Here is a 19,525-nt window from a genome sequence, read left to right on the forward strand (position 1 = left end):
CCCTATTGTGTTTGGAATCATTTACAATAGAGCCACTTAACGTAAAACCAAGCAATTGCAAGGATTGGAACATGACAACCATTACTTTACCTGCACTTCCATATGGCTATGATGATTTAGCTCCGCATATTACTCGCGAAACTTTAGAATACCATCACGATAAACATCACAATACTTATGTTGTTAACTTAAACAACTTGATCAAAGGCACAGACCTTGAAGGTAAATCTTTAGAAGAGATCATCAAAGCATCTGCTGGTGATGCTTCTAAAGCAGGTATCTTCAACAATGCTGCTCAAGTATGGAACCATACATTCTACTGGAACAGCATGAAGCCAAACGGTGGTGGTAAACCAACTGGCGCGATCGCTGCGAAAATCGAAGAAGCTTTTGGTAGCTATGAAAAATTTGCAGAAGAATTCACTGCTGCTGCAACAACTCAATTCGGTTCAGGTTGGGCTTGGTTAGTTGCTGATGAAGTTAACGGTAAATTATCAATTACTAAAACTTCAAACGCAGATACTCCACTTGCACACGGTCAAGTTGCAGTATTAACAATTGACGTATGGGAACATGCTTACTACATCGATTTCCGTAACTTACGTCCAAAATACATTGCTACTTTCTTAGAAAGCTTAGTGAACTGGGACTACGCTAACGCTAAATTAGCTGGTCAGCCAGCTGGTGTAGAGAAATAATTTTTTATTTCTTGCGTAAAAACTGCCCATCTCGGGCAGTTTTTTTATTTATCCAATCATAAAAGAATAATTATCAAGCAAACAATTCATTTTATTTACTATTCTTGTTGACGCATCTGAAATTCATCCCTAAAATGCGCATCAGATTCTCCAATAGCTCAGTCGGTAGAGCGACGGACTGTTAATCCGCAGGTCCCTGGTTCGAGCCCAGGTTGGAGAGCCATCTACTAATCTCCCATAGCTCAGTCGGTAGAGCGACGGACTGTTAATCCGCAGGTCCCTGGTTCGAGCCCAGGTGGGAGAGCCAAGATTCAAAAAAGCCTATATCATTGATATAGGCTTTTTTATTCCCCCCAATTCTGTCAAATAAAATCAGTTTTCATTTCCTTATCGCTAAAATCTAGAAAATGATGATAAAAAATACAATTAAATCAATATTTAAATTTTTTAGCTTAAACTCACTTGACCTACATCTGCTTCATGCATAGAATGCCTACCTAGATTCTCCCATAGCTCAGTCGGTAGAGCGACGGACTGTTAATCCGCAGGTCCCTGGTTCGAGCCCAGGTGGGAGAGCCAAATTCTAAAAACCCGCTCACTTTGAGTGGGTTTTTTATTAACTAATTGATTTGAATATGCTGGACTTACTTCAAACTATTTTCCTAGTTATTGGATGCATAAGTAGTATTATTCTTCTTGTTAGCTTTGTTCCTTTTTTTCTAACTAAACAAAAATTCTTTCCTCGATCAGTCATTAGTTCATTTGAAACTCAAATGTTCCTTCGATTAAAACAAGCCTTCCCCCACTACCACGTTCTGACTCAAGTGGCTTTTAGTGCATTAATTACTAGTGATCATTATAAAATTCGAAGCAAATTTAATCGTAAAGTTACCGACTTCGTGCTACTCAATAAAGATATGAAAGTTGTTGTGATTATTGAATTAGATGATCCGAGTCATCTCGGAAAAGAGCAGGAAGACAAACAAAGAGATCAAATGTTACAAGAGGCAGGCTATGATGTCATTCGCTATACTGAAATTCCATCCATAAAACAATTACAGATGGATATTCGTTTTTAAAAACAATAGTATAAGCATTTATTCAGCATTCTTAGCTTGTTCAGCATTTTTTTGATCTTCAAACTTCTTTGCAATCTCAGCACGTTGTTGATCATATTTACGTTTTGTTTCTGCATCACTTCTTGCTGCAATAAAAGCCATACCAACAATAAATATTGGTATCAATAAACCTAAAGCCATTAAACCCCATGGGATTTGCTTTTTTTCAACTGAATTCTGACTCATAGTATTCAAAATGCGCTATCAAAATCGATGCAACAATATAACAAAAAAGAGCCTCACTGATGAGACTCTTTTTTGATTTACAAGTTCTAAAATCTAATCACAATATCGTTGAATAATTAAGAACTCACGCCTGTACACTGCGGGTCTTTGCTTGCATCAATTTTCGCAGGATCAATTACCACATTTGTCTTAGCAGGCATTTTCGCTTGAATAAAGTTATAAATATCTAAGTTTTTACATACAATCGCTTGGGTATGTGTTGCATTAAGCACAGGTTTTAATTCCACCTCATCAGAACCTAATGCCTGTAAATTAGCTACCAATGCCTGAGTCACTGGGAAAGGAACGTTAGTGTCAGCTGTACCTTGTACAACTAAGACAGGCTTATCAATTCGCTTAGTTCCAGGCTGGTTATCTACCAAAAACTTCTGAACGGTTGGATTGGTTTTAAAATTGTTTGTATCTAATCCAGGGTAATCCATCACTTTTTTATCTGGATTATCTGTCATAAATTTGATGATATCTGCTTTAAACTTCTCGATGAGACTTACACTTGGGTCACTTTCATTATCAAGACATAAACCATTTTCACCAGTTGTACCTTCAGCAAACTCTGCTAATGATTTAGCACGATCTTGGAAAATATCTCGATAATCAAATCTTGGTTCATATGCTTTGATACCAACACCCGTTAAAGCAGCGTATGCCAGTAGCGTTGCGTAAGAATCTACAGATACACGATTTACTAACGGAACATTATTGGCTACTTCTGCCTGCTCGATGTTTGCCAATGCAGCTGGAGCGACTTCAAGAATAATCTTACCTAAACTTGAAGCTGGTGCTCCAGCAACTGCCCCTTTATAAGATACATCAGCATTTGCATATTCAGCCGTACCAATAGAAGCTTGCCCACCTTGTGATTGCCCTACTGACATCCATGCACCATTTAATTGGGTGCCATAACGATCTTTAACCGCTTGCATCGCTGAGATAGCAGATTTTGCTTCACTTGCTAAATTAAGATAAGGATGGATACCAGCCGTACCCAAACCCTCGTAATCAGGTGCAACCACCACATAACCAGCAGCAAGTAGGGTCTCAGCTAAAATTCTAAAACGCGGATTAAGCACATTATTACTAGGAGCACAGCTATCTGCGACTCCCACTGTTCCATGTTCCCATACCACTACACGATAACCATCGCTTGGTGCAGCAACTTTAGGAAACATAACCATCGCAGTCGCTTTTGCTGTTTTACCCTGAACATTAGTCATGTTATAGGTCATAACTTTGATCGATGCTGCAAAAGTCAAATTATCTTTTGAATAGCTACTTTCTGAAATATATGTTTTATCTTTATTGCTGCTTGAATAACCATCATTACTGTCATTACACGCAGATAGAAATAAAGCAGAGATTGAAAAGCTAATTGCTAATCCAATTTTAGACCGTTTCATAAAATTTCCTTTTAGTCTTGTTTTTGTGTGCACGAAACTACATGCGACTTTATTAAGGCATAAAAAAAGTGCTCTGCATAGAACACTTTTCAACTAATTGGTCATTTTAAACCACTAATTGTAAAAAGATTCCTAGAAAAATTATCATTCCAACCCATCTATTGTGACGAAATGCCCAAAAACAAAGTTGCGGATCCTTATCTAGGGTCTTAATTGTTTGATAAATAAAATCTCCAGCAACGACAATCAATCCAGCTATTCCAAAAGGTACAAGCAGACTTTCGATATACAATGCAATGCCGATCAATACCAAACTCACAAGCTGCAACACACCAATAATTTGTATATCGTAGCGACCAAATAGAATAGCCGTCGATTTGACCCCAATTTTTAAATCATATTCACGATCTGTGATCGCGTACTGGGTGTCATATGCTACAGTCCATGCCAAATTGCCAAAATAAAGCAACCAACAAGTCAAATCTGGGGTCTGCCCAACAGCGGCATATGCTATTGGAATTGACCAAGAAAATGCAGCACCGAGAAAAACTTGTGGTAGATGCGTATAACGTTTCATAAATGGATATATGAACGCTAACAATAACGCTCCAAATGACCAATAAAATGCTTCTATAGGCAAGAACAACAACAAACTTGCACTAAGCACTACCAAGGCTAAAAAAACAAACACTGCTTCCTTTGCTTTGATCACACCTGTGGCTAAAGGACGATTTTTCGTTCGTTCTACATGTGCATCTACTTTACGATCAGCAAAATCATTAATTGCACAACCTGCAGCACGCATAAATAAGCATCCCAAAGCCATGATTAGTAATATCTTAAGATCAGGTATGCCCTTAGATGCAATCCATAACGCCCACATGGTTGGCCAAAAAACCAATTCCGTACCAATCGGTTTATCAAATCTACATAGATAATAATAGGCTTCTAAACGTTGTCGCCATGTTATATGTTGCACTGTTTCCATGAGTAATCCTGAGAGTCAATGCTGTCGAATAAACTGTTCAAAAGCAGGCAAAAAAGTTTCCTGCACAATAAATTTACACCCATGCCATGTATAACAACTTTGCCTAGTCCAGCCGTCATCAAGTTGAATAACACGTCGCTCACACTGAGGATCAGTTCTTTGAAATAAGAACCAACCGATTGGCTTATTGCGTATATATTTAAATATTCTTGCTTTTTTTTGTAGACTAAGAATCGGGAAAATACTTTTTGCCTTCACCCAAGGCTCTCGCTCGCTACCGTATAAATGAGTTTCACGTACCCAAGCAACATGATGGTAAGGCATTAACATCCATTTACTGTCAGCAAATGTTAAACGTTGATAATGCTCTTTAATCCGTTCAACATGAAAATCACCACTAGCAAGATCAGTAAGTTGTTGAGTTAATGAACCTGATGCGTACAACCATTTTTTTAATTCTTTAGGAATCTGCTTTGAATTTATTGTGTTTGGTCGTAAATTTCGCATGCTTGGCTCACTAAAAACATCGCATCTAGTTTACATGAATTTTTTAATAAAAAGCGTATGACTTTCAATTGAATCAAAAGCATAAAAAAAGCTCGCCGAAGCGAGCTTTTTTTATTTGGGATGTATTACAAGCTGTAGTACATATCAAATTCAACTGGGTGAGTAGTCGTGTTAAGACGACGTACATCTTCAGTTTTAAGTTCGATGTAAGCATCTAACATTTCTTTAGTGAATACACCGCCTTTTAATAAGAACTCGTGGTCCGCTTTAAGAGCATCAATCGCCATTTCTAAGTTGTGAGCAACTGTAGGGATTTTTGCTTCTTCTTCAGGAGGAAGGTCATACAAGTTCTTGTCAGCAGCTTCACCTGGATGAATCTTGTTTTGGATACCATCAAGACCAGCCATTAACAATGCCGCAAAACCTAAGTATGGGTTCATTAATGGATCTGGGAAACGTGCTTCGATACGCTTGCCTTTAGGACTAGAAACGTAAGGAATACGGATAGAAGCAGAACGGTTACGTGCTGAGTAAGCAAGCATAATCGGAGCTTCGTAGTGTGGAACTAAACGCTTGTACGAGTTTGTACCAGGGTTAGTAATTGCGTTCAATGCACGAGCGTGTTTGATTACACCACCGATGAAGAACAATGCCATTTCTGATAGACCAGCATATTCATCACCAGCAAATAAGTTCTTGCCATCTTTAGAGATAGACATGTGAACGTGCATACCAGAACCGTTATCACCTACCATAGGCTTAGGCATGAAAGTTGCAGTTTTGCCATATTGGTGAGCAACGTTCCAAACTGCATATTTGAACTGTTGAACTTCGTCCGCTTTACGAACTAATGTATTGAAGCTCACACCAATTTCTAATTGGCAAGAAGCAACTTCGTGGTGATGTACTTCTACACGACCTGGACCCATGATGTCTTCAATACGTGCACACATTTCAGCGCGCATATCTTGGTGAGAGTCAACTGGAGGAACTGGGAAATAACCACCTTTCACACGTGGACGGTGACCTGAATTACCAGCTTCGTAATCTTTACCAGTAGACCATGCAGCTTCTTCAGCGATTAGTGTATGGCGAGCGCCAGACATATCGATATCCCATTTAACTTCGTCGAAAACGAAGAATTCTGGTTCTGGACCAAAGAATGCTGTATCACCGATACCTGTAGATTTTAAATATTCTTCAGCACGACGAGCAATCGAACGTGGGTCACGCTCATAACCTTGACCAGTAGATGGCTCAATAACGTCACAAGTCACAACAACAGTTGGCTCAGCAAAGAACGGGTCAAGAAAACCTGTTTCAGCATCTGGACGTAAGATCATGTCAGAAGCTTCAATGCCTTTCCAACCAGCGATTGAAGAACCATCGAACATTTTACCATCTTCAAATGTATCTTCATCAATCGTGTCAGCTGGGTAAGTTACGTGTTGCTCTTTACCCTTAGTATCAGTAAAGCGAAAATCGACCCATTTTGCGCCACTTTCTTTGATGAGTTGAAGGACCTTGTTCGCCATGCTCATTTGCTCCAATGAAATTTATATGCACTTGTTAAGTGCGTGTTAGTTGTTGGTGTACAATTAGCAATTATCATACCAACAATTTTAAAGCATACCTAAAACATTGAAATTCTTTGCAGAAAAAATGCTTTAAGCTCCATGTCCTATGTCTTCTATAATGTTTGCAATCGCAAATGCACCATATTCACACATTTCCATTCCAGCCCGTCCCCAAAAAAGACATAATGAACCAAAATAGTGCAGTATATGAAACAAAGAACTATTGTAGTGCTAAATTACGCCATCATTTATTAGCATAAATTGGCTTTTTATATCATTCTTTTGGAGTACATTCCAATCAATTCCACTGGACTTTCGATTCACCGACATGTTTTTTTATCAAACCTTTAAATTTTAAAATAATATTGATAATTATTTGTGTGTCATAAGCTCATTTTGAACTGACGACTTACTCGACCAAATTAGAAATATTGAACATTGAGCTTCTGTTTTTGCTATGATTATTTACCCTAACGATCTTGAACATATTTTTATATATTCTTAGTAACGGATATTGAATTGTTTTGGTCGGTCAATTGAATCCAAAAAGCACAATAAAGTGCATATTTTCAAAAGGTTATAATCATGCTTCTAATGATTGACAATTATGACAGTTTTACTTACAACATCGTTCAATACTTTGGCGAGTTGAATCAAGAAGTAAAAGTTGTTCGTAATGATCAAGTGACATTAGAGGACATCGAACGATGGCAGCCTAAATACCTAGTGATTGGCCCTGGTCCTTGTTCACCGACTGAAGCTGGGATTTCGATACCTGCGATCAATCATTTTGCTGGAAAAATTCCATTACTAGGCGTTTGTTTAGGGCATCAAGCGATTGGACAAGCTTTTGGTGGCAATATTATCCGTGCTAAAACAGTCATGCATGGTCGTTTATCTGATATGCACCATAGTGATAAAGGTATTTTTAGTAATTTACCCTCTCCTTTTGCTGCTACTCGCTACCACTCTCTAGTGATTGAACAAGAAACACTGCCTGATTGCTTAGAAGTTACCTGCTGGACTAATCAACCAGATGGCACGATTGAAGAAATTATGGGTGTGAAGCATAAAACCTTACCTGTTGAAGGCGTCCAATTCCATCCTGAGTCAATTTTAAGCGAACATGGGCATCAGATTTTTAAAAACTTCTTGGATATTTATGCATAATCGCAAGAATTAACAAATTCTCATTCTTTAAACAGCCTATTTTATGAATAGGCTGTTTTTATTTTGCACATATAAAATCAATATATAACTTATACACACTGGTTAAATTTTCAGCATTAAAATCAAACAAGAAACATTTATTTAGAACAACTCATTCTTTTTCAATAATTAATCAACTTTTCATGCATTTTCAAAAGAAAATTAAAACATAGGTTTCTGACAATTTAGACTCCTTTTTAATTTTTTAGATTAACTATAGTCATAGGAATGATTAAGCTTCAGGGTAACTGGATGATAGAATCTGAATATTATTTTTTATTTATCTCCCCCTGAAATACCAATCAGGATAGCCTTATTGTGAATACCTTGGTTTTATTGAATATTATTGTATTTTTCTTGCTCATGGCAGGATTGTTTTTTACTTATCGACCAGATTGGAGCCTTGCAAAAAAAGTGCTCATCGGTATGGGTGTCGGTATCATTTATGGTCTAGTATTAAAAGCGGTTTATGCAGACAGTCCGATTATTGCAGAGTCGGTGACATGGTTTAATTTAGTTGGTAATGGTTATGTTCAACTGTTACAAATGGTGATCATGCCACTTATTTTCATCTCGATTTTGAGTGCTGTTGTCAAACTACATCAAACGACTTCGCTCGGTAAAATAAGTAGTTTCGTTATCGGTATTTTATTGTTTACCACGGCGATTGCTGCTTTTGTCGGAATTAGTGTGACCAATTTATTTGGTTTAACTGCCGAGGGCTTAGTTCAAGGCACTCAAGAAACAGCCCGACTTGCTGCAATTCAAACTGATTATATCGGTCAAGTCACCAACCTTGATATTCCCAAGTTATTACTTTCGCTACTTCCGCAAAATCCTTTTGCTGATCTGACTGGAGTTCGTCCAACCGCAATTATTAGTGTTGTAATTTTCTCTGCTTTTTTAGGGGTTGCAGCACTTAAGCTGATGGATAAAGATCCAATCAATGGTGAGAGAATTAGAAATGGAATTGAAGCTCTACAAGCATTAATCATTAGCTTAGTTCGTTTAGTCATGCAATTTACACCGTATGGTGTATTCGCATTAATGGCAAAAATGGTTGCTACGGCAAATGTTGCTGATATCGTGAAACTAGGTGAATTTCTTGTCGCATCCTATCTGGGTCTTGCGATTATGTTCATCGTCCATGCGTTGATTTTGCTATTTGTCCGTGTCAATCCCATCGAGTTTTTCAAAAAGGTTTTTCCTGTTTTAACGTTTGCTTTTACCAGCCGATCCAGTGCTGCAAGTATTCCTCTGAATATTGAAGCTCAAACAAAACAACTGGGCGTACCAGAAGGTATTGCTAGTTTTTCAGCTTCTTTCGGAGCGACCATTGGTCAAAATGGATGTGCGGGACTATATCCTGCAATGCTTGCAGTCATGGTGGCACCAACAGTTGGTATCAACCCTTTAGACCCCTTATGGATTGCTCAACTTATCGTAATTGTGACTTTAAGCTCGATTGGGGTTGCAGGTGTCGGTGGTGGTGCAACCTTCGCAGCTTTAATCGTATTGCCAGCTATGGGTTTACCCGTAACATTAGTCGCTTTACTTATCTCAATTGAACCATTAATTGATATGGGACGCACTGCGCTAAACGTAAATGGATCTATGACAGCTGGTGTAGCAACAAGTCAACTACTAGGTGTTAGAGATACCGTGACTAAGGATTAAGATTTGTCAGGTCATAAAAGCCAATCATGCTATTTGTGATTGGCTTTTTTATTACAAATTATTTTTTAATTTAATCATTTTTATCAGAGAATTTTAACCTCTTCTCCTACTCGGATACTACCTACTCCACGATGTAATGCATTTTGCCCCATCATGACCTTATTACCTTGTTTTCGATAAGCCAACATCGCCTGCATGACTTCAGGTTGCTTTTGACTAGTATTAAGATCAATTGTTGGAATGACACAGCGTGAGCATGGTTTAACTAGATCAAATACAATTTCATCAATCTGTATCTGCTGCCATGTGTCTTCTGCAAAAGCCTCACAACCAGAGATGACAATATTGGGTCTAAAACGTCGTACATCCAATGAATATCCAACTTTTTCGGAAAGAAATTGGACAGATGCCTCACTTAAAATCAAAAAGGGAAAACCATCTGCAAAACCTACACGATCTCCAAATTGTGCGTATTCAAGATCGACTTGGCGAATCGTTTCCTGTGGCATATAAACCAACTGTACTTTTTTGCCTAATTTATCACTGATCCAATCGTTCACAGGATGATCAATACGATTTCCTTTTACCTGATCTTGCCACACAGTTACAAGGCGTTCGTCTTTATACCCCTGAGCCTCAATTAAACTGAGTTCCATATGTTCAGCGTGATAATCAAAGCGAATGATGTCTGATGAAACAATAACTCCTATTTGCCCCATTTCAGCAATTTGTCGCTGAGTCACAAAACGACCATCGCCATCAACTAGCATCCACCTACGATCCCACTTTGGTCCAAAACTATCAATCTCCATTTCAGATAGTTGATTTCCTTTACAAGATTTCACTGGATAATTTAAAAGTTGACTGACGTACATATCGACATTCTCATCAAAATATTAATTAATTCAATTTTTATTAACCAAGTATAATAGTGGAAAATTATAGCAATATGTCTAAATTTAGAGCACATCAGCTTTTTATTCAAAGCATATAAAATCCACTTTATTTTCTGATAACATAACTCTCTAGCTTTTAGCTCAAGTATTACTCTTTCGTCATACCGAACCAATTGCGACCAAATCAGGTTATTTTCAAATTTTAATCAATCCTAATGCTGTAACTCATGACTATGAATATCCAACAGGCACTGAATCACATTACTAAAAATATTCATCTTACCCAACCTCAAATGGAAGATGTAATGCGCAGTATCATGCAAGGTGAAGCAACTGATGCACAAATTGGCGCATTGATGATGGGCTTGCGTATGAAGGGTGAAAGTATTGATGAAATAACTGCGGCTGCGCGTATCATGCGTGAGTTTGCGATTAAAATTGATGTCAGTGATATTCCACATTTGGTTGATATTGTTGGTACAGGTGGCGATGGTCAAAATTTATTTAACGTCTCTACAGCATCTAGTTTTGTAATTGCTGCCGCTGGTGCAACCATTGCGAAACATGGCAATCGTGGTGTATCGAGTAAATCTGGTTCCTCTGATGTACTTGAACAGATGGGTATCCAACTTGATTTGGATATGCAGCAAACTGAACGTTGCATCCGTGAAATTGGTGTAGGTTTTCTATTTGCGCCAAATCATCATAAAGCAATGCGTTATGCGGTTGCTCCACGTCGTGAGCTAGGTATTCGCAGTATTTTTAATTTACTCGGTCCTCTTACCAATCCAGCTGGTGTCAATCGTTTCGTCATAGGTGTGTTCTCAGATGAACTTTGCCGACCAATCGCAGAAGTTTTAAAACAACTCGGTGCAGTACATGTAATGGTTGTACATTCTAAAGATGGTTTAGATGAAATCAGTCTTGCTGCGCCAACTACTGTAGCTGAACTTAAAGATGGTGAAATCACTGAATGGACACTTACACCTGATGAAGTAGGTATCCCATCGCAAACCCTTACAGGTTTAGTGGTAAATAGCTCAGAAGAAAGCTTAAAGTTGATCAAGGATGCCTTGAGTCGAGATAAATCTGAAATTGGTGAAAAAGCAGCAAATATGATTGCTTTGAACGCTGGTGCTGGTATTTACGTGGCTGGCATGACTAAAACATATAAACAAGCAGTTGAACTCGCTCAAGATATTCTTTATGGCGGTCAAGCCTTGGAAAAAATGAGTATCTTGGCTGAATTTACTAAAACATTGAAACAATATCAGGCTGACTAAGGACTTCTCATGATCGATATTCAAAATACCATTTTAGGTAAAATTGTTGACCGCAAACATGAGGAGCTTACTGCACGTTTAAAACAACGTAGTTTGCATGATGTAGAACAGTGGGCAAAAGAAGCAACACCTGTTCGTGGTTTTGCGAATGCTTTACAACACAAACGTCCCGCTGTAATTGCTGAAATCAAGAAAGCATCACCGTCAAAAGGCGTGATTCGTGCAGATTTTAGTCCCGCTGAAATTGCTCAACAATATGAACAAGCTGGCGCAGCCTGTCTATCTGTTCTGACCGATGTAGATTTCTTCCAAGGTGCAGATGAAAATATTGCGATTGCACGCAATCACTGTGCCCTGCCTGCATTACGCAAAGATTTCTTGATTGATCCCTATAATGTCGTTGAAGCAAGAGCTTTACATGCCGATTGTATTTTATTAATCGTGGCATGTTTATCGGATCAACAGCTTGAGGAAATGTCTAAAACAGCATTTGAACAGCAGTTGGATGTTTTGGTTGAAGTACATGATGAATATGAATTGGAACGTGCGCTAAAACTTTCTGAGCAATGTATTTTGGGTGTGAACAACCGCAACCTTAAAACATTTGATGTCGATTTAAATACATCATTGCGTTTAAAGAAATTATTGCCTGCTTCTCGTGTTTTAGTCACTGAAAGTGGTATCGCCACTCCTGCTGATGTCCAAATGATGCAGGAAAATGATATTCATACTTTCCTAGTTGGTGAGAGCTTTATGAAACAGCCTAAACCAGATCAAGCATTTGCAGCATTGTTTGGAAAGCCTGAGCAAATTTAAATTTATAGCTCAATGCAAAGCCCAATTCTTATGATTGGGCTTTTTTCATATCTCAATCTTATTTTGAAAAAGAATAATTATGAATAATCATTTAAATTTTATAATAAAGAACCATTCATATTTTTAGGAATAAACATTGAATATTGAGTTTTGTCATCTAAGTAATATTGAAATCGCTGACATTATTTCGTTACTAACTAACGACCGAGTGCTCAAACATATGCCTTTGGCTAAAGATAGCCTATTTGATGAAAAACAATGTCTCGCTTGGGTTAAAGGAAAAGAAAAACAATGGCAAGACCATGGTTATGGTCCCTGGGCATTTCTAGTCGACAATAAATTTGCAGGTTGGGGTGGCTTACAATATGAAGATTGAGATGCTGATTTAGCACTAGTGTTACACCCTCAATACTGGGGATTCGGCAAGAAAATCTTTAATGAAATTATAAGAATAGCATTTAATGAAATGGGGATGGAATCAATCACGATCTTATTACCCCCTACAAGAAATAAATTTAAAGGGGTTTATTTATTAGGATTTGAGCTGGAAAGTGAAATTATGCTTAGTGGTGAACTTTTTATAAAATATAGGCTATATAAACCATCAATATGAAATAAGATGATTTAGATAATCAATCATTGTTTTTAGAATAGACCACTACCAAGCTTTCATTGATCAAAAAAATTATGTAAATCTGATTCAGTTCAAATCAACACAGTTTCAGACTATAATTTTCCATCCCTCTCGTATCTTACATATTTTCTTAAAATTATGAGTAAAAATGATTCTTCGCTTTCTAAAGATCAGTTTAATTTACTGAAAGCTTTTAAAAAGCAAATCTCAAATCCTCAATCCAGCAATCTTGCTAAACAAGCAGAGATGAAAAAATCTCAAGCTGTTGAAGAAGAAATGGAAGATACTGAGCTTTTTAAAAAAGCCTTAACAGGCGTAAAGCCAATTGATAATGGTAACATTGCACAAATCAAACCAAAACGCGTAAAAAAAATTGATGCGCAAACTCTTGCAAAACGTGCAGCAGCTGAAGGTAGCGCCGAACAGGAACTCACTGAGATTTCAGATACTCAAGCGATTTTAAATCCTGTGGCAAGCCAAGCTGCATTAAGCTATCGAATTGCAACTTTACAGCACAAAGTATTTGAAGACTTAAAAGCAGGTAAAATTCGTTGGTTTGAAGCTGTAGATTTACATGGTTGTACTGTCGAGCAAGCACGCGCCGCAGTTTTACAAATCATTCAGATGGCTAAAGGCGAAAATCAAAATGTCATCAAAATTGTTCATGGTAAAGGTCCTGAAGCGATTTTAAAAACCTATGTAAATGGCTGGCTTAGACAACATCGTGATGTACTTGCCTTTGTCAGTGCACCTGAAAATCAAGGTGGTACGGGTGCTGTTCTCGTGCTACTAAAACGTGCAGAAAAGAATCCAAAGTACAAACAATAATCGGCATTTGACTCAAAATTAAGTTTTTGAATCGTTTTCTGATACAATTCCCGTTTTGTTCAACCCACCTAAGTGAACATTGTTATGTCTATGCAGCAATCGTACGCAAATATCTTAACTGCCGTTGGCGAAGATTTGAATCGTCCTGGCCTCAAAGATACGCCTATGCGTGCGGCTAAAGCTTTTTCTTTTTTAACTTCTGGTTATAGTAAAACACTTGAAGAAGTTACAAATAGTGCGGTTTTTCCATCCGATAACCATGAAATGGTATTGGTTAAAAATATTGAGTTTTATTCACTTTGCGAACATCATCTGCTCCCTTTTTACGGTCGTGTCCACATTGCATATTTACCTGAAGGTCAGGTTTTAGGTTTATCTAAGTTTGCACGCATTACAGAAATGTTTGCGCGCCGTTTGCAAATTCAAGAGAACTTAACACAACAAATTGCTGAAGCTGTTGCCGAGGTGACACAAGCACGTGGTGTGGCTGTAGTGATCGATTCTGCACATATGTGTATGATGATGCGCGGTGTTGGTAAGCAAGAATCTACCACTCGTACTGTTTCTTTTGTGGGTGATTTTAAAACGGACAAAGATGCACGTCGTGAGTTTTTAAGCGCTGTCCCTGAAAGTTATTAATCAGAGCATTGTCATGTCTTCAATCCAATTAGCAGGCTTTGGTGAGTTAATTCAATCTGAAGCCAGCATTGATTATCCTCGGCCTGACCGTTTGGTTAAGGGCAATCCACAACGTCTTACCTATGACTTATATACACACCCACATATGGGATGTGGAATTTGGCAATGTGAAGTGGGTGCTTGGAACATTCAGTTTGCCGATAATAAACAAGAGTTCTTTCAAGTCATTGAGGGCGTTGTTCGTATTCATGATGCCAAAACAGATTCATATATTGAAGTTTCTGCGGGTCAAGCAGGTATTATCCCACCTGCATTTGTGGGTACATTTGAAGTGATTGAAACTGTAAAAAAATACTTTGTTATTGTTGAAGTTTGATAGATTTTTAATCTATCAAACTCTTTAAAATTTAATATTAGAAGAACCAAACATAGCCCAACCCAACTTTACTCCAGTCTTTATGATCTTGCTGTTCGAAGTTCCAATTCAACCTTAAAGCATTATTTGAATTTAAACTATATTGGAATTGAGAGCCTACTCTTAGATTCCACTGACTTTGATCTTCCCAATACGGCAATTCAATTTGCACAACACTATTAATCGTATCCGTCCAGATATTCATACACCCAACTGTTGGTCCTACACCAACTCGCCAACCTTTATCGAGCGAACGACCACCTTGAATATGGCTTTGCATTTGGGCATAACACAAATGTCGACGATCATAATCGGCTAAGCTGTAGCCGACCTGCATATTTAGGTTCATAACACCATGCTGCTGATCATCACTAAAATTTCCTTGATCTAGAGCTTCTTGTTTCCAACCTAAATTAAATCCCCAAGTAATGGGTGATTTAAATGGCTGAATAGGGTTATACGAATTTACAGTCAATAAATCTAAATGTTCGAGCTTGAGTTGATCATCACGATATTGAATATTGCCGTCTAAAAACAATAATTGAGTACCTAAACGATAACCACCTTGAGGATCAATCAGATCATGGTAAGCTTGACGATGTCCTAACTCGATAAACTTCTTTCCTTGTAGTTCACCGACATTTACAGATAGATTTCGCGCATGGTGTCCTTCAACAGGTTGCTTTTTAGGACGCTCAGGCTCTTGACGTTGCTTTTCAACATCAATTTGGCTTCTCTCAGCAAGAAGTTGTCTTAGCTGCGGCTGTGCAAAGTCTGCATCAACCTGACGACTGATATATTGCAGATACAAATCGTCATATGCCATTTCTAAGATTTTTGCTTGATCGTGTTGATTAAATTTCTCTAATAAAGGTTGAGCTTTTTCCACATCTTGAAATGCAATTTGATGGGCAACTTTAGCCAGTGGTGTACCATGTTGTTTTGCTTGTGATAATAATTGAGTTTCCAAGGCTGGACGATAGACCACCTCTTTGACTAAGTCTTGTTGATCAACTGCTTTTAACGTTTCAATCGGAATTGCAGCATAATTAAATTGTTTTTTTAAGTCTAAGTTCGGACGAACTAAATCAATTAATCCAAGCAAACGATATGCACAATTATCACTTACGAAATAATAAGGAAAACTCACATGTTGCATTTCCCAAATATGTTCGACTAAGAAACGAGTCTCTTCAGGAGTTAAATTTAACTCGTACTCCCACAAATCACGACTTTCAAAGTCACCATACTCTTTTACTTTACGATAGTAAGGCATTAAAGAATATTCACCAGGATACTGCCCTGTTAGACCTTTCCAAGCATATGACCAATTATCTTCACCACTGACTGTCGCTGCATAGTTTACTGCGTATGAAACTAAATTCAGCTGTTTCTGATCTTTAGGATCTAAACGTAGTAAGGTATGCCCAAACATCGAACTTGGATTCCCCATAAAGTCAGTTGCATAAATCAACGTGGCTCTATAAGGTTTAATTTGATTAATCCATTGATCAAACTCAGGACACTTGACGATTGGAAGCTTTTCGGTATCAATATTGAGTTGTTTGATCAACCAACGACTACGAGCAGGAAATTTACAACGAATCGATTGATTCTCAGCTGAATTAATAAATAAAGCTTTTACATCAGCTTGTAATTCATTTTTTAAATTATTTTTTCCATCTTTTGCATAAAAATATCCATCATATGAAACCTCACTTTTTTGCGATTGATCAGCATACATTAGGCGTTGCCATGTGATGTCTTGGTGCAGTTGTTTCTGCTCAGCAATCTTCAAATAATTTTGTATATCGGTTTCAACTGAAGCATGTGCAAAATGGCACATTAAAGTAGTAATGGTGCAAGTTATTAATTTCATTCAGTCGCAAATTTTAAGATTATTAAGAATAATTTATCTATAAGAAAACCCTGCCATTAAGACAGGGTTTTATATTCAAACGTATTAAACGTAAGCTTTGAGTACAGCGTCTTTCGCCATTACACTTTGTAAAGAATCTAAAACTTGAAGCGTATTTTTATTTTTGCTTGAGTAAATTTCAGCAAAATTTGCTTTAGAAACAGCAAAGAAACGCGCTTTATCTGTTGCTTTGATCTGCATAAGTTCAGCAAGTACGTTTAAGCTTTCACCTTGACCTACAGCCATATCACGCGCTAAAGATTCAGCATTTTCATTTGTAAATGTAACGACTTGAGCCGTAACAGTTCCACCTTGACGGCATCCTAAAGTACCGAAAGTAATACCTAATAACTGGTTAGTAAAAATACCATTTGTAGTTGCAGCAAGGATTTTAGGTGCAATACCTTTTTGTCCTGCCCAAATTTGTGTACCAGCACCACAACCAACATCATTGTCTGCCATAGCTACACTTGAACCAGCTGCTAACAAAGCTGCTAATGCAATTTTTTTTAACATAGGAAAGATCTCCAGTATCAATTATTTATTGGTATTTGTTATCACTATCGTGCTTAGCATTAAATCTATACGCACGTGAATTAAAATAACGAGGTTAGCTTTTTTTAGCAAATAAAATTTGAAATAAAGTTGAAATATTTATATAGAAGTTAATAATCACTTCATTTTAAACTTAACTCTTGAGCTAGTTTAACTGCCAAGTTCCTTTTTTATCTCGTTTTCCTAAGATTTTTAATACCAAAACCAAACTTAAGAGTAATAATAAATACCAAGACCCCAATTTCCCCCATCCGACCATATGCCAAGCATCAACTTGGCTTGGATACAGCCAAATTTTATAAAATGTACTAATGTTTTCAGCAATCCAAATCAAAAATGCAAGTAAAAGTAATATTGGAAGCATCGGCACTTTGAACCGCGAATCGCTTAACTGAAAATATAATTTTGTTTTCCAGAAAATAATGATACTCCATGCAAATAGAACCAACCGATAATCTGGAATAAAAAACTTAGTCATAAAGTTTAAATAGGATAAAACTGCCAAACACAGCATATTTGAAAATCTTGGCAAGTTCTCAAAAGAAACTTTATATAATCTCAATGAACGAGCAAAAAAACTACCTACAGCTGAATACATAAAACCCGCAAATAGAGGCACAGTTAATAGTTTGAATACTGCAGGTTGTGGATATTGCCAAGAGGCAATTGCTGGATGGGTTAGGAAAATTTCCATCCCCATTGCCATGATATGAAACAAAGCAATCACTTTTGCCTCTGCCCAAGACTCTAACTTTAAATAGATTAGGCAGACTTGAATGCTCAATGCATAAAAAAATAGATAATCATAACGGAAGAAACCATAATATTCTTGGCTTCCCATCGGTGCTGTTACTGCAAAAGCGATTAAAAGTAACAACCCAAATAAGGCAGCCGAAGCTGCCTTAGTCCCAAAATTTAAAGCTAATCCAATCAAATGCACGAAATGATCCTAATCAATTTAATCATTAAAAATTCGAAGGGATTAACCTAAATATTTCTGGCTGTACGCATGGACAGTATCTACAAAGATCTTCGGCTGAGCTGGATCAACCCATTGAGTAATACCATGACCAAGATTTGCAATATATCCTGTTTTTTCACCATTTTTATAAGCGTCATCGAGCATCGCTTTTACAGATTTTTCAATTGATGCTGCTGATCCATAAAGCACAGCTGGATCTAGATTTCCTTGTAATGCTGCACGACCATTTACAACTTCACGTGCAGTATAAAGAGGTGTGGTCCAATCTAAGCCAAATGCATCTGCACCTGTAGTTAGCATCGTCTCTAACCATTGCCCACCACCTTTGGTAAAGACAATAATCGGAATTCGGCGACCATCTTTTTCTCGTTGAAGCCCTGCAATAATCTTTGTCATATAATTCAATGAGAATTCCACATATTCTCGATGTGCAAGTGCTCCGCCCCAACTATCAAAGATTTGAATCGCTTGCGCACCTGCATCGATCTGTGCATTCAAATAATCAATTACTGAATCTGCAAGATGATCAAGTAATGCATGTAACACTTCTGGTTGCGCGTACATCATATTTTTAGTGAAACGAAACTCTTTACTTGAGCCTCCTTCAACCATATAAGTTGCTAAAGTCCAAGGACTTCCAGAGAACCCAATTAAAGGGACCTGACCACCTAATGCAGATCGAATCGTGGACACAGCATTCATCACATAGGCTAAATCAGACTTTGAATTTAATTTCGGCAAGTTAGCAACATCTTGCTCTGTCCGTACTGTTTTATGAAACTTTGGACCTTCACCTGTTTCAAAATACAAACCCAATCCAAGCGCATCTGGAACCGTCAAAATATCAGAAAATAAAATCGCAGCATCCAAATCATAGCGGCGCAACGGTTGCAAAGTAACTTCACAAGCAAATTCAGTGTTTTTACAAAGAGATAAGAAATCACCCGCTTGTGAACGAGTTGCTCTATATTCTGGCAAATAACGCCCTGCTTGACGCATCATCCACACTGGTGTGGTGTCTACAGGCTCACGTAGCAAAGCTCGTAAAAAACGATCATTTTTCAACGTTGTCATTACCAATCTCTAAATTTTTTCATGTGAAACGCATGATAACAAAGTTAACCCAATTTTTATAATTCCAA

Annotated in this window: 19 protein-coding genes, 3 tRNA genes and 1 pseudogene; 13 read left to right on the top strand and 10 right to left on the bottom strand. The window is 37.6% G+C overall.

Going from position 1 to position 19,525, the window contains the following annotated elements:
• Nucleotides 1-71: 71 nt before the first annotated feature.
• The 5 genes from H2677_RS10440 (at nucleotide 72) to H2677_RS10460 (ending at nucleotide 1,777) form a co-directional block, all read left to right on the top strand.
• The gene (locus tag H2677_RS10440) at nucleotides 72-698 is read left to right on the top strand and encodes a superoxide dismutase (RefSeq protein WP_004963006.1); all 627 of its coding nucleotides are present in this window, start codon (nucleotides 72-74) and stop codon (nucleotides 696-698) included.
• Between the two features lie 147 nt (nucleotides 699-845).
• A tRNA-Asn gene (locus H2677_RS10445) sits at nucleotides 846-921 on the top strand.
• A gap of 8 nt (nucleotides 922-929) precedes the next feature.
• A tRNA-Asn gene (locus H2677_RS10450) sits at nucleotides 930-1,005 on the top strand.
• Between the two features lie 196 nt (nucleotides 1,006-1,201).
• Nucleotides 1,202-1,277, top strand: a tRNA-Asn gene (locus H2677_RS10455).
• A 56-nt stretch (nucleotides 1,278-1,333) separates the two neighbouring features.
• Complete coding sequence (locus H2677_RS10460) at nucleotides 1,334-1,777, top strand: DUF2726 domain-containing protein (protein ID WP_212638496.1); 444 nt, start codon at nucleotides 1,334-1,336, stop codon at nucleotides 1,775-1,777.
• Nucleotides 1,778-1,795: 18 nt separating this feature from the next.
• Here the strand turns inward: H2677_RS10460 and H2677_RS10465 are convergent, their stop codons facing one another.
• The 5 genes from H2677_RS10465 to glnA all read right to left on the bottom strand — a co-directional run bounded on the left by H2677_RS10465 (nucleotide 1,796) and on the right by glnA (nucleotide 6,495).
• Nucleotides 1,796-2,002 carry a hypothetical protein gene (locus H2677_RS10465; RefSeq protein ID WP_004912325.1) on the bottom strand — a complete coding sequence of 69 codons (207 nt, stop codon included), beginning with the start codon at nucleotides 2,000-2,002 and terminating at the stop codon, nucleotides 1,796-1,798.
• 116 nt (nucleotides 2,003-2,118) lie between these two features.
• Nucleotides 2,119-3,459 (bottom strand): prolyl oligopeptidase family serine peptidase, encoded by a 1,341-nt coding sequence (locus tag H2677_RS10470; protein WP_136695078.1) that lies wholly within the window; start codon nucleotides 3,457-3,459, stop codon nucleotides 2,119-2,121.
• A gap of 106 nt (nucleotides 3,460-3,565) precedes the next feature.
• Nucleotides 3,566-4,447, bottom strand: coding sequence for a 4-hydroxybenzoate octaprenyltransferase (ubiA, locus tag H2677_RS10475; protein WP_212638497.1), 882 nt, complete (start codon nucleotides 4,445-4,447; stop codon nucleotides 3,566-3,568).
• A 15-nt stretch (nucleotides 4,448-4,462) separates the two neighbouring features.
• Entirely contained in the window at nucleotides 4,463-4,954 is a 492-nt protein-coding gene (locus tag H2677_RS10480; protein ID WP_004955202.1) for a chorismate--pyruvate lyase family protein, read from the bottom strand.
• A gap of 125 nt (nucleotides 4,955-5,079) precedes the next feature.
• Entirely contained in the window at nucleotides 5,080-6,495 is a 1,416-nt protein-coding gene (gene glnA / locus H2677_RS10485) for a type I glutamate--ammonia ligase (protein ID WP_005402324.1), read from the bottom strand.
• Between the two features lie 621 nt (nucleotides 6,496-7,116).
• On the opposite strand from glnA, the gene H2677_RS10490 reads away from it, so the two are divergent.
• Nucleotides 7,117-7,701: an anthranilate synthase component II gene (locus H2677_RS10490; protein WP_004912335.1), complete on the top strand. Its 585-nt coding sequence runs from the start codon at nucleotides 7,117-7,119 to the stop codon at nucleotides 7,699-7,701.
• A 357-nt stretch (nucleotides 7,702-8,058) separates the two neighbouring features.
• Nucleotides 8,059-9,417 carry an L-cystine transporter gene (locus H2677_RS10495; RefSeq protein WP_212638498.1) on the top strand — a complete coding sequence of 453 codons (1,359 nt, stop codon included), beginning with the start codon at nucleotides 8,059-8,061 and terminating at the stop codon, nucleotides 9,415-9,417.
• 83 nt (nucleotides 9,418-9,500) lie between these two features.
• Here the strand turns inward: H2677_RS10495 and H2677_RS10500 are convergent, their stop codons facing one another.
• Complete coding sequence (locus H2677_RS10500; RefSeq protein ID WP_212638499.1) at nucleotides 9,501-10,292, bottom strand: MOSC domain-containing protein; 792 nt, start codon at nucleotides 10,290-10,292, stop codon at nucleotides 9,501-9,503.
• Nucleotides 10,293-10,546: 254 nt separating this feature from the next.
• Here H2677_RS10500 and trpD point away from each other — a divergent pair, with 254 nt between their 5' ends.
• From trpD to H2677_RS10530, 6 genes and pseudogenes are all read left to right on the top strand, one after another.
• Nucleotides 10,547-11,596 carry an anthranilate phosphoribosyltransferase gene (gene trpD, locus H2677_RS10505; protein ID WP_035338689.1) on the top strand — a complete coding sequence of 350 codons (1,050 nt, stop codon included), beginning with the start codon at nucleotides 10,547-10,549 and terminating at the stop codon, nucleotides 11,594-11,596.
• Between the two features lie 9 nt (nucleotides 11,597-11,605).
• Nucleotides 11,606-12,412, top strand: coding sequence for an indole-3-glycerol phosphate synthase TrpC (trpC, locus tag H2677_RS10510; RefSeq protein WP_212638500.1), 807 nt, complete (start codon nucleotides 11,606-11,608; stop codon nucleotides 12,410-12,412).
• A gap of 136 nt (nucleotides 12,413-12,548) precedes the next feature.
• Nucleotides 12,549-13,025 (top strand): annotated as a pseudogene (locus H2677_RS16155) (GNAT family N-acetyltransferase).
• A gap of 159 nt (nucleotides 13,026-13,184) precedes the next feature.
• Nucleotides 13,185-13,874 (top strand): Smr/MutS family protein, encoded by a 690-nt coding sequence (locus H2677_RS10520; RefSeq protein WP_212638501.1) that lies wholly within the window; start codon nucleotides 13,185-13,187, stop codon nucleotides 13,872-13,874.
• A 90-nt stretch (nucleotides 13,875-13,964) separates the two neighbouring features.
• Nucleotides 13,965-14,513: a GTP cyclohydrolase I FolE gene (folE, locus tag H2677_RS10525; protein ID WP_017397502.1), complete on the top strand. Its 549-nt coding sequence runs from the start codon at nucleotides 13,965-13,967 to the stop codon at nucleotides 14,511-14,513.
• 13 nt (nucleotides 14,514-14,526) lie between these two features.
• Nucleotides 14,527-14,889, top strand: a complete 363-nt coding sequence (locus H2677_RS10530; RefSeq protein ID WP_004955226.1) for a cupin domain-containing protein — start codon at nucleotides 14,527-14,529, stop codon at nucleotides 14,887-14,889.
• 37 nt (nucleotides 14,890-14,926) lie between these two features.
• On the opposite strand, the gene H2677_RS10535 is transcribed toward H2677_RS10530, so the two are convergent.
• From H2677_RS10535 to hemE, 4 genes are all read right to left on the bottom strand, one after another.
• The gene (locus H2677_RS10535) at nucleotides 14,927-16,807 is read right to left on the bottom strand and encodes an Lnb N-terminal periplasmic domain-containing protein (protein ID WP_212638502.1); all 1,881 of its coding nucleotides are present in this window, start codon (nucleotides 16,805-16,807) and stop codon (nucleotides 14,927-14,929) included.
• An 84-nt stretch (nucleotides 16,808-16,891) separates the two neighbouring features.
• Nucleotides 16,892-17,362 (bottom strand): DUF3015 family protein, encoded by a 471-nt coding sequence (locus tag H2677_RS10540; RefSeq protein ID WP_004912357.1) that lies wholly within the window; start codon nucleotides 17,360-17,362, stop codon nucleotides 16,892-16,894.
• A 184-nt stretch (nucleotides 17,363-17,546) separates the two neighbouring features.
• Nucleotides 17,547-18,341, bottom strand: a complete 795-nt coding sequence (locus tag H2677_RS10545; protein ID WP_212638503.1) for a DUF817 family protein — start codon at nucleotides 18,339-18,341, stop codon at nucleotides 17,547-17,549.
• A 42-nt stretch (nucleotides 18,342-18,383) separates the two neighbouring features.
• Nucleotides 18,384-19,457 (bottom strand): uroporphyrinogen decarboxylase, encoded by a 1,074-nt coding sequence (gene hemE / locus H2677_RS10550; RefSeq protein ID WP_204378876.1) that lies wholly within the window; start codon nucleotides 19,455-19,457, stop codon nucleotides 18,384-18,386.
• Nucleotides 19,458-19,525 lie beyond the last annotated feature (68 nt).

This window comes from Acinetobacter junii (assembly GCF_018336855.1).
GTDB lineage: Bacteria > Pseudomonadota > Gammaproteobacteria > Pseudomonadales > Moraxellaceae > Acinetobacter > Acinetobacter junii.